This is a genomic window from Burkholderia cenocepacia (assembly GCF_014211915.1).
Classification (GTDB): domain Bacteria; phylum Pseudomonadota; class Gammaproteobacteria; order Burkholderiales; family Burkholderiaceae; genus Burkholderia; species Burkholderia orbicola.
The window spans coordinates 1889172-1903628 of sequence record NZ_CP060040.1 but is presented as its reverse complement, the minus strand read 5'-3'; the positions used below and the strand labels follow the sequence as shown (position 1 = coordinate 1903628).

13 protein-coding genes are annotated in these 14457 nt (G+C 67.5%); 8 read left to right on the top strand and 5 right to left on the bottom strand.

The window, feature by feature from the left end; all coding sequences use genetic code 11:
- The first annotated feature begins 82 nt into the window (after positions 1-82).
- The 4 genes from garD (at position 83) to SY91_RS24880 (ending at position 3370) form a co-directional block, all read left to right on the top strand.
- Positions 83-1636: a galactarate dehydratase gene (gene garD / locus SY91_RS24895; RefSeq protein WP_023477056.1), complete on the top strand. Its 1554-nt coding sequence runs from the start codon at positions 83-85 to the stop codon at positions 1634-1636.
- 182 nt (positions 1637-1818) lie between these two features.
- Positions 1819-2211 (top strand): nuclear transport factor 2 family protein, encoded by a 393-nt coding sequence (locus tag SY91_RS24890; RefSeq protein ID WP_023477055.1) that lies wholly within the window; start codon positions 1819-1821, stop codon positions 2209-2211.
- A gap of 78 nt (positions 2212-2289) precedes the next feature.
- On the top strand, positions 2290-2745 hold the full coding sequence (locus tag SY91_RS24885) for an RbsD/FucU family protein (RefSeq protein ID WP_006480483.1): 456 nt from the start codon (positions 2290-2292) through the stop codon (positions 2743-2745).
- Positions 2746-2932: 187 nt separating this feature from the next.
- Positions 2933-3370, top strand: coding sequence for a DoxX family protein (locus tag SY91_RS24880; protein ID WP_023477054.1), 438 nt, complete (start codon positions 2933-2935; stop codon positions 3368-3370).
- A 105-nt stretch (positions 3371-3475) separates the two neighbouring features.
- On the opposite strand, the gene SY91_RS24875 is transcribed toward SY91_RS24880, so the two are convergent.
- Both SY91_RS24875 and SY91_RS24870 read right to left on the bottom strand, forming a co-directional pair.
- Entirely contained in the window at positions 3476-4795 is a 1320-nt protein-coding gene (locus SY91_RS24875; protein WP_034175136.1) for an MFS transporter, read from the bottom strand.
- A gap of 315 nt (positions 4796-5110) precedes the next feature.
- Positions 5111-6289 carry a branched-chain amino acid ABC transporter substrate-binding protein gene (locus SY91_RS24870; RefSeq protein WP_006480486.1) on the bottom strand — a complete coding sequence of 393 codons (1179 nt, stop codon included), beginning with the start codon at positions 6287-6289 and terminating at the stop codon, positions 5111-5113.
- Between the two features lie 577 nt (positions 6290-6866).
- Between SY91_RS24870 and SY91_RS24865 the strand changes: the two genes are divergently transcribed.
- On the top strand, positions 6867-7661 hold the full coding sequence (locus tag SY91_RS24865) for an AraC family transcriptional regulator (protein WP_006480487.1): 795 nt from the start codon (positions 6867-6869) through the stop codon (positions 7659-7661).
- A 77-nt stretch (positions 7662-7738) separates the two neighbouring features.
- Here the strand turns inward: SY91_RS24865 and SY91_RS24860 are convergent, their stop codons facing one another.
- On the bottom strand, positions 7739-8002 hold the full coding sequence (locus SY91_RS24860) for a hypothetical protein (RefSeq protein WP_006489463.1): 264 nt from the start codon (positions 8000-8002) through the stop codon (positions 7739-7741).
- A gap of 283 nt (positions 8003-8285) precedes the next feature.
- Entirely contained in the window at positions 8286-10178 is a 1893-nt protein-coding gene (locus SY91_RS24855; RefSeq protein WP_043888100.1) for a bifunctional sugar phosphate isomerase/epimerase/4-hydroxyphenylpyruvate dioxygenase family protein, read from the bottom strand.
- A gap of 257 nt (positions 10179-10435) precedes the next feature.
- On the opposite strand from SY91_RS24855, the gene aroQ reads away from it, so the two are divergent.
- The 3 genes from aroQ to SY91_RS24840 are packed head-to-tail and all read left to right on the top strand — an operon-like array spanning position 10436 to position 13119.
- Entirely contained in the window at positions 10436-10891 is a 456-nt protein-coding gene (aroQ, locus tag SY91_RS24850; RefSeq protein WP_006489476.1) for a type II 3-dehydroquinate dehydratase, read from the top strand.
- Entirely contained in the window at positions 10888-11742 is an 855-nt protein-coding gene (locus SY91_RS24845) for a shikimate dehydrogenase (RefSeq protein ID WP_006480490.1), read from the top strand. Before aroQ ends, SY91_RS24845 begins: the two co-directional genes overlap by 4 nt.
- 33 nt (positions 11743-11775) lie before the next feature.
- Entirely contained in the window at positions 11776-13119 is a 1344-nt protein-coding gene (locus SY91_RS24840; protein WP_006480491.1) for an MFS transporter, read from the top strand.
- A gap of 102 nt (positions 13120-13221) precedes the next feature.
- Here the strand turns inward: SY91_RS24840 and SY91_RS24835 are convergent, their stop codons facing one another.
- Entirely contained in the window at positions 13222-14331 is a 1110-nt protein-coding gene (locus tag SY91_RS24835; RefSeq protein WP_023477050.1) for a 2-aminoethylphosphonate--pyruvate transaminase, read from the bottom strand.
- Positions 14332-14457: the final 126 nt, after the last annotated feature.

Below are 14457 nucleotides of genomic sequence, written 5' to 3'. Positions count from 1 at the left end.
TAAGGGTTTACGCAGCATCATCAACTGAGGTTGAATGTCGTATGATGACTAACGATATCGCAGACAGCTTCCAGGAATTCCGATGACTGCTTCCCCTCTCTACATCCGCGTGCATCCGGACGACAACGTCGCGATCGTCGTCAACGACGGCGGCTTGCCCGCGGGCGCGACGTTCGCCGACGGGCTGACGCTGTGCGAAGGCGTGCCGCAGGGGCACAAGGTCGCGCTCGTCGACCTCGCGGCCGGCGACCCGGTCATTCGCTACAACGTGGTGATCGGCTATGCGCTCACCGACCTGCGGCGCGGCAGCTGGGTCAACGAGCGCACGATGCGCATGCCCGAGCCGCCGGGCCTCGACGACCTGCCGCTCGCCACGCGTGCCGCGCCGCCGCTCGAGCCGCTCGAAGGCTATACGTTCGAGGGTTTCCGCAATGCCGACGGCTCGGTCGGCACGCGCAACATCCTTGCGATCACGACCACCGTGCAGTGCGTGTCGGGCGTCGTCGAGCATGCGGTGAAGCGGATCAAGGACGAACTGCTGCCGCGCTACCCGAACGTCGACGACGTGGTCGGGCTCGAACATACGTACGGCTGCGGCGTCGCGATCGATGCGCCCGACGCCGACATCCCGATCCGCACGCTGCGCAACATCAGCCTGAATCCGAACTTCGGCGGCGAGGTGATGACCGTGAGCCTCGGCTGCGAGAAGCTGCAGCCCGAGCGCCTGCTGCCGCCGGGCGCAATTCCGGTGACTGCCGACGGCGCGACCGACAACGGTGGCGTCGTCTGCCTGCAGGATGCCGCGCACGTCGGCTTCCATTCGATGATCGACTCGATCATGACGATGGCCGAATCGCATCTCGAACGGCTGAACCGCCGCCGTCGCGAAACCTGCCCCGCATCGGATCTCGTCGTCGGCGTGCAGTGCGGCGGCAGCGACGCGTTCTCGGGGCTCACCGCGAACCCGGCGGTCGGCTTCGCGGCCGACCTGCTGGTGCGGGCGGGCGCGACGATCATGTTCTCCGAAGTGACCGAAGTGCGCGACGGCGTCGCGCAGCTCACGTCGCGCGCGGCGAACGAAGAAGTGGCCCGCGAGATCATCCGCGAGATGGACTGGTACGACCGCTACCTCGAGCGCGGTCGCGTCGACCGCAGCGCGAACACGACGCCGGGCAACAAGAAGGGCGGCCTGTCGAACATCGTCGAGAAGGCGATGGGGTCGATCGTGAAGTCGGGCAGCGCGCCGATCGCCGGTGTCGTGCGCCCCGGCGATCGGGCGCGGCAGAAGGGCTTGCTGTACGCGGCGACGCCCGCGAGCGATTTCATCTGCGGCACGCTGCAGCTCGCGGCGGGGATGAACCTGCACATTTTCACGACCGGCCGCGGCACGCCGTACGGCCTCGCGCAGGTGCCGGTGATCAAGGTCGCGACGCGCAGCGATCTCGCACGCCGCTGGCACGACCTGATGGATCTCGACGCCGGGCAGATCGCGACCGGCGCGGCGACGATCGAGGACACGGGCTGGGCGCTGTTCCGGCTGATGCTCGACGTCGCGAGCGGCAAGCGCCGCACGTGGGCCGAGCAATGGAAGCTCGCGAATGCGCTGACGCTGTTCAATCCGGCGCCGGTGACCTGACGCGCAAGGTGGTGACGGCAAGACGATGCGGGCGCCTTCGGGCGCCCGTTTTCTTTTGGGGCGGCGCACGCGCGATTTCCTTACCTTGCACGTAATCGACCGTCCGCGCGCGCCCGGCGACGATAGCGGCACGCGGACCCGAAACGTCCGCGACATCGTCCACCGACACAAGGAGCCTCGCCATGAACACCGCTCAAACCGCTTCGTCCGTCCACGCCGACCTGATCGACCGCTACTTCGACGCATGGAACGAACCCGATGCCGCGCGCCGCCGCGCGCTGATCGATGCGACCTACGCGAGCGACGCGACCTATCGCGATCCGCTGATGGCCGGCGACGGCCACGCGGGCATCGACACGATGATCGCCGCCGTGCAGCAGCGTTTCCCCGCCTACCGCTTTCGCCGCACGACCGACGTCGACGCGTTCGGCCAGCACCTGCGGTTCTCGTGGGCGCTCGTGTCGCCCGACGGCGCGGCGATCGTGAAGGGCTCGGACTTCGGCACCGTCGACGCGTCGGGCCGCCTCGCGTCGGTCACGGGTTTCATCGACGAAATGCCGGCCGCCGCGTCGTGACGCGAACGATGCATGCACCACGGTCGCCGGGATCGGGTAACGTTATGCGATTCGTTCCTGATCCCGGAGACAACCGACATGCTGAAGAATCTCGACCCGCTGCTGCACGCCGACATCCTGCACACGCTGCGCGCGATGGGCCACGGTGACGAAATCGCGATCTGCGATGCGAATTTCCCGGCCGAATCCGTCGCGGAGCACACGGTGGTCGGCCGCGCGTTGCGGGTCGACGGCGCCGATTCGGCGCGCGTGGTGCGTGCAGTGCTGTCGGTGCTGCCGCTCGATACGTTCGTCGACACGCCCGCGTGGCGGATGGAAGTCGTCGGCGACGCGGCCGCGGTGCCGCCCGTGCAGCGCGAAGTGCAAGCCGAGATCGACCGCGCGGAAGGGCGTGCGGTGCCGCTGACCGGCGTCGAACGTTTCGCGTTCTACGAGCGTGCGCAGCAGACGTACGCGGTGATCGTCACCGGCGAAACGCGCGGCTACGGCTGCTTCATCTTCAAGAAAGGCGTGCTGTTGAGCGACGCGGGCTAAACGCGTTTTTCATCGAGCCGGGCTACCGGCGCGATCGCCGCGTTGTAAAGATTTGCTACAAGCCCTTGGACACCGCGGAAAGACCCTCTATGCTGGCCCATTTGCCGCGCGCCCTCCGGGGCCGCGCGGCGCCGAACCGCCGGGTGCGCCCGGCGCGGGCGGCCGAATTGCATACGAGGAGAAAGGCATGACGCGTACCGTCGATTCCGGCGTCATTTTTTTCGCACGCCTGGCGCTGGCGGCGTTGTTCTTGTGGGGCGGCATCATGAAGCTGCTCGGCTACAGCGACTTCATCGCGTATCTGCACGGGATGAACGTGCCCTATCAACAGGTCGTCGGGCCGGTCGTCGTCGCGATCGAGGGGCTGGGCGGGCTGCTGCTGATCGTCGGCTACAAGGTCCGGCCGCTCGCGTTGCTGATGGCGGTCTACACGATCGCGACCGCGATGGTCGGGCACAATTTCTGGGACGCGACGAACGCCGCCGTCCAGCACGACATGGTGATTCACTTCTGGAAGAACGTCGCGATCGCCGGCGGGTTCCTGCTGCTGTTCGTCACCGGCGCCGGCGGCGCGAGCATCGACGCGCTGCGCCGGCCGAGTTCGTCGTACGGCGTGCTGCGCTGAACCGGGCAGAGTTGCGCAGCCGCCGCCAGGCCGCCGCAAGACAAAAGGGCCGAATCCCGCACGCAGCGGGATTCGGCCCTTCGTTCATGAAGCGGGCGCTGACGTTCAGTGCGCGCCCTTCACATCCTTCACGTCCTTCGCATCCTTCGAGAACTGCACGGCGATCGCGCCGAGCACGCAGATCGCCGCGACGTACACGACCGGCGCGAGCGGGTTCGACTTCATCATCAGCGACACGATCACCGGCGTGAGCCCGCCGAAGATCGCATACGCGACGTTGTACGAGAACGAGATGCCCGAGAAGCGCACGACGGCCGGGAAGCTCTTCACCATCACGAACGGCACCGCGCCGATCGTGCCGACCATGAAGCCCGCGATCCCGTAGTAGAGCGGCAGCGTCGACGCATCGGCCGCGACCTGCGCGAACAACAGGTAATAGCACGCGGCCAGCCCGATGCCGCCGATGGCGAGCACGCGCTTCGCGCCGATCCAGCCCGCGAGCGAGCCGGCAGTGATGCAGCCGGCCGTCAGGCACAGCGTCGCGATGCTGTTCGCGAACAGCGTCGTCGCCGGCGTCAGGTGGAACTGCTTCTGCAGCAGCGCGGGCGTCATCAGGATCACGACGACGATCGCGGCCGACAGCATCCACGTGAGCAGCATCGACACGATCACGGCGCGGCCATGGTCGCGCAGCACTGCCTTCAGCGGAATCTCGGCCGCGAGCGCCTTCTTCGCCTTCATCTCGGCGAACACCGGCGTTTCATGCAGCCAGCGGCGCAGGTACACGGAGAACAGCCCGAACACGCCGCCGAGCAGGAACGGGATGCGCCATGCGAATGCGCCGACTTCGGCCGCGGAGTAGCGGCTGTTGATGCCGGCCGCGACGAGCGAGCCGAGCAGGATGCCGGCCGTGAGGCCCGCGGTCAGCGTGCCGCACGCATAGCCGATATGGCGCGACGGCACATGCTCGGACACGAACACCCACGCGCCCGGCACTTCGCCGCCGACCGCCGCGCCCTGCAGCACGCGGAACAGCAGCAGCAACACCGGCGCGAGGATGCCGATCGTGTCGTAGGTCGGCAGCAGGCCCATCAGCAGCGTCGGCACCGACATCATCAGCACGCTCAGCGTGAACATCCGCTTGCGGCCGAACAGGTCGCCGAAGTGGGCCATGATCACGCCGCCGAGCGGGCGCGCGAGATAGCCGGCCGCGAAGATGCCGAACGTCTGTAACTGGCGCAGCCAGTCGGGAATGTCGTGCGGGAAGAACAGCTGCCCTATCGCCGGCGCGAAGAACACGAAGATGATGAAGTCGTAAAACTCGAGGGCGCCGCCGAGTGCGGCAAGGCCAAGGGTCTTGTAGTCGCTGCGCGTGAGCGCGCGTTCGGCGGCACGAGGCACGCCGCTCAATTCGGAAGCTTGCATGGTCAGGACGATCGGTTTTCGAATGTAGTTGTCGGTGCTGCGTCTCCAGGGCCCGCTTTTCGGCATGGACTGACAAGGCGCGGCTTGCGTCGTCGAAGCGCGCCGCGTGCCGGGTGAGGCACGCAACACGCGCCGCCGCACCGGGATGGGGCACGGCGGAGACGAAGCGTCAAAGCGGGTGGGGGGATTCTACAGGAGCGCGAAATGCCTGCACGCGAGCGTGCCTGGGACGGCTTCGGACCATGCAGCCAAAGCGCGCGCGGCGCGGGCGGCCGGTGAGCCGCTGGCGCGCCGCGCCGGGCAGCGTTTCGCTGGTCAGTTGCCGGCGATCGTATCGACCGGCTTGAACGCGCCGCGCTCGACCTTGTAGATCGTGACCGGTGCGTCCTTCAGGTCGCCCTTCGCGTCGTACGCGATGCTGGGCGCCGACACGCCCTTGATCGACACCTTGCCGAGATACGGCGTGTACACCTTCGGGTCGGTCGAGTTCGCGTCCTTCATCGCGGTCAGCAGCGCGATCGTGCCGTCGTACGAATACGGCGAGTACGTGATCACGTCTTCGTTGAAGCGCGCCTTGTAGCGTGCCGCGTAGCCGGAGAAGCCCGGCATCTTTTCCTTCGGCAGCCCGCCCATGTAGACGATCGCGCCTTCGGCCGCGTCGCCGCCGACCTTCAGGAACGTCGGCGAGCGCGACATTTCGCCCGTCACGAACGCCGACTTCATCCCGAGCTGGCGCATCTTGCGGATCATCGGCGACGATTGCGCATCACCGCCGCCGTAGAAGACCGCGTCCGGATTCACGCCCTTCAGGTTGGTCAGGATCGCCGAGAAATCGAGCGCCTTGTCGTTCGTGAAGTCGCGCTTGACGATCGTGCCGCCGGCCGCTTCCACGGCCTTCGCGAATTCGTCGGCGATGCCCTGGCCGTAGGCGGTGCGGTCGTCGATGATCGCGATGCGCTTGAAGCGCAGCGTCTTCACCGCGTACGTGCCGACGATGCGGCCGGCCTGCGCGTCGCTCGTCAGCAGCCGGTAGGTCGTCTTGTAGCCGCGCGCCGTGTATTGCGGCGACGTCGCCATCGAGATCTGCGGCAGCCCCGCGCGATCGTACAGGTCGGACGCCGGAATGCTGGTGCCCGAGTTGAAGTGGCCGATGATCCCGCGGACGTTGTCGTCGATCAGCCGCTGCGCGACGGTCGTGCCGGTGCGCGGGTCGGCCTGGTCGTCCTGCGAGTCGAGCTGGAACGTGACGGGCTTGCCGCCGATCGTCGGATGCGTCGCGTTGAAATCGGCGATCGCGAGCTGCACGCCCTTCTGCATGTCCGTGCCGTAATTCGACTGCGGGCCGGTCAGCGGTGCGGCGAAACCGATCTTGACGACGTCGGCGGCGACGGCGTGCGCGCCCGACAGTGCGCAGGCGGCGGCCAGCGCGACGTGCGATACCTTCAGCTTCACTTTCACTTCCCCTTGATGGCGTGGTTGGGCCGCCGCCGGCATGCGGGCCGGCGCCGGTAAACCGGGCGAGACGGTTCGATCGGCAGGCCGATGTGCTGGCCATGCAAGTACGCCGTCTGCCGTGCGCGCTGTGCCGGAATCGGCGTGCGCGACGGCGGATGCGGCGGCCCGTGCATGCCGATTGCGGCAGCGGCGGGAGGTCGTCTCGCGACCGTGAAGCGAAGTCTAGGTAGCGAAAATGCGTGCGTCTTGCGCGTTCGATGCGTGGCCGGCGACGATATCGGCATATCGTCGATTACCCTGATATATGCCGAAATCGTCATGGCGAATGCGCAAACCCGCCAAGACGCGGGGCGCCGGCATTTTTAGGATGGCGTGTCCGGGTGCGTGGTGCCGGTGTGCCGATGCGCTGCGCCGGCTACGGCGCAAGCGCAACGGCCGCCGGCCGCGCAGGTGCTGCGAAGCGGTTGCGTGCACAACCTCTGCTGCTCACCGATGTAACCGACGGGACGCACGATGCAACCGGCTGCCGCCTTGCCCGCCCCGCGCTCGGCGCGACGCGATCGAAGGGGCGCTCCTATAATCGACGCCATCTGCCACTCGCTTCGCGGTTGCCGGGATGACGACCTTGCTTGCCGTACCGCCCATGAGCCTGTCCGACCCGTTGCGCGACCCGCCCGACAACGCCGATTTCGGCGCGATGCTCGCGCATTTCCGCCTGCTCGAACCGGTGTTCGATGCGCTGCCGGACGTCGCGTTCTTCGTGAAGGATGCGAGCGGCCGCTACGCGCTCGTCAATCGCACGCTGGCGATGCGCTGCGGCTACAAGGACAAGCGCGACCTGCTGGGGAAGACCGCCGACGAGGTGTTTCCGCGCCGCTTCGGCCGCAGTTACTTCGAGCAGGACATGGCGACGATCAACGCCGGCCAGCAGTTGATGGATCAGCTCGAGCTGCACCTGTATCCGGGTCGCCAGCCGGGCTGGTGCCTGACCTGCAAGGAGCCGCTGCGCGACGCCGCGGGCGGGGTGGTGGGTCTCGCGGGCATCTCGCGCGACCTGAAGGCGCACGAGGGCTCGCATCCGGCGTACAGCCGGCTCGCCGACGTGGTCCAGCACATCCAGGATCATTACGTGCAGCCGCTGAACCTGAAGCAGCTCGCGCAGATGGCCGGCATGTCGGTCGCGCAGCTCGAACGCTACTTCCACAAGGTGTTCCACCTGACGCCGCGCCAGGTGCTGCTGAAGACGCGGCTCGACGCGGCCACCGCGCTGCTCGTCACGCACGACAAGGTGACCGACGTCGCCGCGCTATGCGGCTACACGGATCACAGCGCGTTCACGCGCCAGTTCAAGGCGACGGTCGGCGTGACGCCGACGGAATACCGGTTGATGCTGCAGGAGCGGGCGGGGTGACGCGACTCGCCGGCGTGGCCGGCGCGTCGCAGGGATCGGGGTAAGGCGGGGAAACTGGAAAGGGTGAAAGCGGCGGCTCAGCGGTAACCGAGCCCTTTCAGGACGGCCGTGCCGTCTTCGGTCAGCCGGAAGCTCGGGGCCGTATCGGGGTCGAGCTTGACCATTTCGACGAGGCCGGCTTCCTGCAGCGCGGGCAATTCGGGTTTGGCGTTCGCGCCGATCGGTGCATGCAGCAGCACGAGCAGCGTCGCGATTTCGTGATGACTGAGCAGGCGGCGCAGCATCGTCTTCTTTGCAGGGGGCGCGGCCGGGCGGCCCGCGGGTGCTTCTACGGCGCTCATCGCTTTCCTCCTTTTCGAGATAACCATCGGGTACTGGTTGCGGATGGTGCCGTCGAAGACTTAAGCGATTCTTAAAACGGGGGCGGGCGACGCAATGCTGCACTGCGGTATGGGTTACGGCATGTAACGTCAGGCGAAGCGCGGCTTCCGACACGACCGTGGCAGGCCGCGCGGGCCGGTGCTCGGCGGCGCGATATACCCCGATGGCGCGGGCGGGAGGGGGCTCATCCCGTCGATCGCCGAATCGCGAGCACGGTCCGGCCCTAAACTCCGCGTCCTGTCCTTATTTTCGCCGCTGCGCCTGCGCGGCGAGCCGCACGGCCGCATTCGCCGCGCCGTAGCCGTCGTACCCGCCGCGCCGTTCGACGATCTCGAGCGAGAAGCGGTTGTCGACCAGTTCCGTATACGCATGCAGGAATTCGCCGCCGTGCTCGTCGCGGTCGTACAGCAGGTGATGCGCGCTCAGCGTGTCGATCAGCTCGTCCGGCAGCGCGTAGCGCGCGGCGAGATCGTCGTAGTAGTTGGCCGGAATGCGCAGGAACGGCACGCCGTCGGCTGCGAAGGCGGCAACCGTCTTCACGATGTCGTCGGTGCGGAACGCGACGTGGTTCAGCCCGGTGCCGTGATAGCGGTCGAGCGATTCGGCGACGGCCGTGTGACGGTCGACCGACGCGTTCAGCGCGATCCGCACCGAGCCGTCGGCGCTGCGCACCGCGCGGCTGCGCATCAGTCCGTACGGGTCGGGCACGAGCCAGCTGCGCTCGGCCTCGAAGCCGAACGCCGTCTTGAAGAACAGGATCCAGGTGTCGAGCGCGTCGGCCGGCAGCGCGAGGCACACGTGATCGATGCCCGTCAGCGGGCCGACCTCGGTCGGGCCGTCGATGTCGGTCAGCACGAAGTCCGATTCATATAGCGTCGGCGTATCCGGCGCTTCGTCGACGAAATATTCGAGACTGCCGTCCGGCGCCTTCACGCTCGGCAGTACGCGCTCGTTCGGCCCGACCCGGCCGGAGAACGGTGCGTAGCCGAAGCCGGCCGCGCGTTCGAACGCCACTTTGGCGTCATCGACGCGGAACGCGGACGCGCACAGCGACAGCCCGTGCTGCTGGAAGAACGCATCGGCGAACGAGTCGCGCTCGGCGTTGAGCACGATCGACGCGGCGCCGTGCTGGAACAGCGTCACGTCCTTGGAGCGATGCCGGCCGGCGAGCCGGAAGCGCATCCGGCCGAGCCATTCGCCGACGGTCGCCGCCGCCTGCGCGTCGACCGCGAATTCGATGAACTGGAACCCGACGTGCGCGGGCGGCGCGGGCGGGGCGAACAGCGGCTGGCTGGCGGCCGGCGCGCGGCCCTCCTGCGCGAGCCGCGCGCGCGTCAGGTCTTCCAGATAGAGCAGCGAGCGATGGCCGTCGGCGGCCGTGAGCGCGGTCGGCGCCGCGCGGAAGCCGTCGTTGAAGATCTCGAGCGACAGCGGGCCCGTATAGCCCGACTCGATCACGCGCGCGGTGAAGCGCGCCAGGTCGAAGTCGCCCTGGCCCGGGAACGAGCGGTAGTGGCGGCTCCATTCGAGCACGTCCATCACGAGCTTCGGCGCGTCGGCGATCTGCACGAACGCGATCCGGTCGCCGGGGATGTCGGCGATCCCGTCCGGCGAATCGTCGAGCGACAGCGTGTGGAAGCTGTCGAGCGCGAGGCCGAGGTGCCGGCTGTTCACCGCGTTCACGAGCTTCCACGCGTGGCCGTACCGCTTCACGACGCGGCCCCACGCGAGCGCTTCGTATGCGGCCACCACGCCAGCCTGCCGGGCGGCTTCGGCGAGCACGCCGAGCTGGTCGATGAGCAACCCGTCGTCGGCGATCGTATCGGCCGCCACACTGCTGCAGACGAGGATGCGGTCGGTGCCGAGCGCATGCATCACGTCGAACTTGCGCTTGATCCGGTCGAGATTGCGCGCGAGCTGGGCCGCGCTCACGCCCTCGAAGTCGCGAAACGGCTGGAACAGCACGATGTCGAGGCCGAGATCGGCGGCCATGCGCCGGACGTCGGCCGGCGATCCGTCGAAGTAGACGAGGTCGTTTTCGAAGATTTCGACGCCGTCGAAGCCCGCGGCCTCGACGGCGGCGAGCTTCTCGGCGAGCGTGCCGGACAGGGAGACGGTGGCGATCGAGCGCTGCATGGGCGATTCCTGCGGATGAGCGGGGCACGACGCCGGTCGAACCGACCCTGAATGAACCAGTCGTTGAGTTCGACGCGCGCGCCATATCCCGAATTTACTAGGCTAGTCATCGGCATTGTACAAACTAACTAGGTGGTACAAATTAGCGAAAACCCGAAAAGACAGCCCGCTTGCGCGGGCGCACACTAGCGCCAAATTCCGATGTCTTCGGGGCGGTGCCGATCGTGGTCCGCCCCTGTTTCAGGAGCAGAAACACGATGAGCAAGCACAAGGTGCTGGTGCTGAACGGCCCGAACCTCAATCTGCTGGGCACGCGCGAGCCCCATATCTACGGCGCGGAAACGCTCGCCGATCTCGAGCAGCGCTGCCGCACGGCGGCGGAAGGGCTCGGGCTGGAAATCGAGTTCCGCCAGTCGAACGCCGAGCATCAACTGATCGACTGGCTGCATGCCGCGCGTCACGACACGCACGGCATCGTGATCAATCCGGCCGCCTATACGCATACGTCGGTGGCGCTGGCCGACGCGCTTTCCGCGATCGCGAAGCCGGTGATCGAAGTGCATATCTCGAACGTCCATCGCCGCGAGGCGTTTCGCCACCATTCGTATATCTCGGCGATTGCCGAAGCCGTGATCTGCGGCTGCGGCACCGAAGGCTACGTGTTCGCGCTGCAGCGCCTGGCCACGCTGTTCGCGCAGGGAGCCGCCCGATGAGCCGCCCGTCGTTTCTGATCGGCCTGATCGGCCAGGGCATCGGCGGTTCGCTGTCGCCCGCGATGCACGAGGAAGAAGGGTTCCGCCAGGGTTTCGGCTACGTGTACCGGCGCATCGATCTCGATGTGCTCGGCGTGACCGCCGACGCGCTGCCGCAGCTGCTCGACGCCGCGCAGCGGATGGGCTACAACGGGCTGAACATCACGCACCCGTGCAAGCAGCGCGTGATCGAGCACCTCGACGCGCTGTCGGACGACGCGCGCGCGCTCGGCGCGGTGAACACCGTGCTGTTCAAGGACGGCAAGCGGATCGGCCACAACACCGACTGGTCGGGTTTCGCGAAATCGTTCAGCCGCGGGCTGCCCGGCGCGTCGCTCGAACGCGTCGTCCAGCTCGGTGCGGGCGGCGCGGGCGCGGCCGTCGCGCACGCGGCGCTGCAGATGGGCGCGGCCGAACTGACGATTGTCGACGTCGACGGCACGCGTGCCACCGCGCTGGCGGGCGAATTGCAGCAACGCTTCCCCGCCGCCCGGGTCACGCCGGGCAGCGATCTCGCGGCCGCGATGCGCGCCGCGACCGGCCTGATCCACTGCACGCCGACCGGCATGGTCAAGCATCCGGGCCTGCCGCTGCCGGCCGACCTGCTCCACGCGGGCATGTGGGTGGCCGACATCGTGTATTTCCCGCTCGAAACCGAACTGATCCACGCCGCGCGCGCGGCCGGCTGCGCCACGCTGCCGGGCGGCGGGATGGCCGTGTACCAGGCCGTCGACGCGTTCGAGCTCTTCACCGGACGCACGCCCGACGCCGAGCGGATGTTCAGTCACTTTCAGTCGCTCGTCGCGCGCTGACCCCCTTACAGACAAAGAGACCAGGAGACGACCATGCAGCACACCACCCACACGAGCGCCGCGCCGGCGCAGGCGGCCGGCACGGTCCGGCGCACGTCGGCGCGCTACAAGATCCTCGCGCTGCTCGCGATCGGCACGATGATCAACTATCTCGACCGCACCGTGCTGGGCGTGGCTGCGCCGCAGCTCACCAAGGAGCTCGGCATCAATGCGGCCGTGATGGGCATCATGTTCTCCGCGTTTTCGTGGACGTACGTGGCGATGCAGGTGCCCGGCGGCCTGTTCCTCGACCGCTTCGGCAGCAAGGTCACCTATTACTGGTCGATGACGCTGTGGTCGCTGTGCACGTTCCTCCAAGGCTTCGTGCCGGGTGTCGCGACGCTGCTCGCGTGCCGGCTCGGTCTCGGCGTGACGGAAGCGCCGTGCTTCCCGACCAACAGCCGCGTCGTCGCGACGTGGTTCCCGCAGAACGAACGCGCGATGGCGACGGGTACCTATACCGTCGGCGAATACATCGGCCTCGCGTTCTTCAGCCCGGTGCTGTTCGCGCTGATGGGCGCGTTCGGCTGGCGCTCGCTGTTCTGGGTCGTGGGCGCGGTCGGCATTGCGTTCGGCCTGATCTGGTGGAAGTTCTACCACGAGCCGCGCAACCATCCGGGCGCGAACTCCGAGGAACTCGCGTACATCGAAGCGGGCGGCGGTCTCGTTCACGGCGCGCGCAAGAGCGGCGACAAGGGCGACAAGCCGGCGCAGGCCCGGTTCAGCTGGTCGATGGTCGGCCAGCTGGTGAAGAAGCGCCAGCTCGCGGGCATCTGCCTCGGCCAGTTCGCCGGCAACTCGACGCTCGTGTTCTTCCTGACCTGGTTCCCGACCTATCTGGCAACCGAACGCCACATGGGCTGGCTGAAGATCGGCTTCTTCGCGGTGATGCCGTTCATCGCCGCGTCGGTCGGCGTGATGTTCGGCGGGATCTTCTCCGACTGGCTGCTGCGCCGCGGCAAGTCCGCGAACCTCGCACGCAAGCTGCCGATCATCGCGGGCCTGCTGCTCGCGTCGACGATCATTCTCGCGAACTACGTGCAGAGCAACGAAGCGGTGATCGCGATCATGTCGGTTGCATTCTTCGCGCAGGGCATGGCCGCACTCGGCTGGACGCTCGTGTCTGATATCGCACCGGATGGCCTGCTCGGCGTGACGGGCGGCATCTTCAACTTCGCGGCGAACCTCGCCGGCATCATCACGCCGCTCGTCGTCGGCTTCATCGTCGCGTCGACCGGCTCGTTCGTCGGCGCGCTCGTGTTCATCGGCGTGATCGCGCTGGTCGGTGCGCTGTCGTACATCTTCGTCGTCGGCGACATCAAGCGGATCGAGCTGTAAGCACTGGTTCCCCGCACATTCGGTGCGTTCGCCCGGCGGCCAATCGGCCGCCGGGCTTTTTTGTTTGCGGGCGCCGGCGGGCGGGCCGGCATGCACCCCGCTTCATGCGGGCTGCATCGCGATGCCGAGCGATTCGACCGCGGCCGCGATCGCGGCGACCGCACGCCGGATATCGCCCGCATCGATCGCGCCGATGCAGCCGACGCGGAACGTCTCGAGCCGCGTGAGCTTGCCCGGATACAGGATGAAGCCCGCGCCGCGCACCGCGTCGTAGAAGCGGCGGAAATCGTAGGCCGGATGGTCGGGCGCGTGAAACGTGACGATGACCGGCGCCTGCACGCTCGCGTCGAGGAACGGCACGAAGCCGAGCGCGCGCATCGAGTCGACCAGTGTCCGGCAGTTGTCCGCATAACGTGCGCCCCGCGCCGGCTGGCCGCCTTCGGCGAGGTACTGGTCGAGCGCGGCGCGCAGCGCGGCAATCACGTGCGTCGGCGGTGTGAAGCGCCATTGCCCCGTCTTGCGCAGATACGCGTACTGATCGTGGAGGTCGAGCGCGAGCGACGGCGAGTTGCCCTCGCTCGCGTCGAGCGCGTCGCGCCGGACGATCGCGAACCCCATCCCCGGCACCCCTTCGAGACATTTGCCGCTGGCCGAGATCAGCGCGTCGATGCCGCTGTCCGCCAGCGTGATCGGCAGCGCGCCGAACGAACTCATCGCATCGACGATCAGCCGCTTGCCGTGCCGCCGGCATGCGGCCGCGATCGCGTCGAGCGGATTCAGGATTCCGGCGCTCGTTTCCAGGTGCACGAGCGCGACGTGCGTGATGCGCGGCTCGCGCGCGAACGCGGCCTCGACGGCCGCCGCGTCGACGGCCGCGTCCTCGCCGAACGGCAACGCGATCGCGTCGATGCCGAGCCGGCCGAGAATCTTCAGGATGCGCGCGCAATACGCGCCGTTGTCGGGCACCAGCACGACGCCGTCGCGCGGCACCAGCGTGCCGAGCGCGGCTTCGACCGAGAACGTGCCGCTGCCCTGCATCGGCACGCACACGTACTCGTCTCCGCCATGCGCGATGGCGACGAGATCCGCGCAGACGCTGGCCGTCAACTGATTGAAAGCAGTGTCCCACGACCCCCAGTCATGTTGCATTGCATGGCGTGTCGTGGCGGACGTGGTGAGCGGGCCGGGCGTGAGCAGGATCGGGTCGGGCATGGCTTTTATCTCCAGCAAAGGGTGGACGAAACACCGGACGGCATGTCTGAATGACTTGCATGATAGTGGCAAAATGTGTCATTTTTTGGAAATTGTGGCATTCGTCACGGCTTTGTCATCGAACGC

Excerpts from the sequence above, each read along its gene's own strand:
- garD (WP_023477056.1), top strand. The coding sequence starts at position 83 with ATGACTGCTTCCCCTCTCTACATCCGCGTGCATCCGGACGACAACGTC.
- SY91_RS24890 (WP_023477055.1), top strand. The coding sequence starts at position 1,819 with ATGAACACCGCTCAAACCGCTTCGTCCGTCCACGCCGACCTGATCGAC.
- SY91_RS24885 (WP_006480483.1), top strand. The coding sequence starts at position 2,290 with ATGCTGAAGAATCTCGACCCGCTGCTGCACGCCGACATCCTGCACACG.
- SY91_RS24880 (WP_023477054.1), top strand. The coding sequence starts at position 2,933 with ATGACGCGTACCGTCGATTCCGGCGTCATTTTTTTCGCACGCCTGGCG.
- SY91_RS24875 (WP_034175136.1), bottom strand. The coding sequence starts at position 4,795 with ATGCAAGCTTCCGAATTGAGCGGCGTGCCTCGTGCCGCCGAACGCGCG.
- SY91_RS24870 (WP_006480486.1), bottom strand. The coding sequence starts at position 6,289 with ATGCCGGCGGCGGCCCAACCACGCCATCAAGGGGAAGTGAAAGTGAAG.
- SY91_RS24865 (WP_006480487.1), top strand. The coding sequence starts at position 6,867 with ATGACGACCTTGCTTGCCGTACCGCCCATGAGCCTGTCCGACCCGTTG.
- SY91_RS24860 (WP_006489463.1), bottom strand. The coding sequence starts at position 8,002 with ATGAGCGCCGTAGAAGCACCCGCGGGCCGCCCGGCCGCGCCCCCTGCA.
- SY91_RS24855 (WP_043888100.1), bottom strand. The coding sequence starts at position 10,178 with ATGCAGCGCTCGATCGCCACCGTCTCCCTGTCCGGCACGCTCGCCGAG.
- aroQ (WP_006489476.1), top strand. The coding sequence starts at position 10,436 with ATGAGCAAGCACAAGGTGCTGGTGCTGAACGGCCCGAACCTCAATCTG.
- SY91_RS24845 (WP_006480490.1), top strand. The coding sequence starts at position 10,888 with ATGAGCCGCCCGTCGTTTCTGATCGGCCTGATCGGCCAGGGCATCGGC.
- SY91_RS24840 (WP_006480491.1), top strand. The coding sequence starts at position 11,776 with ATGCAGCACACCACCCACACGAGCGCCGCGCCGGCGCAGGCGGCCGGC.
- SY91_RS24835 (WP_023477050.1), bottom strand. The coding sequence starts at position 14,331 with ATGCCCGACCCGATCCTGCTCACGCCCGGCCCGCTCACCACGTCCGCC.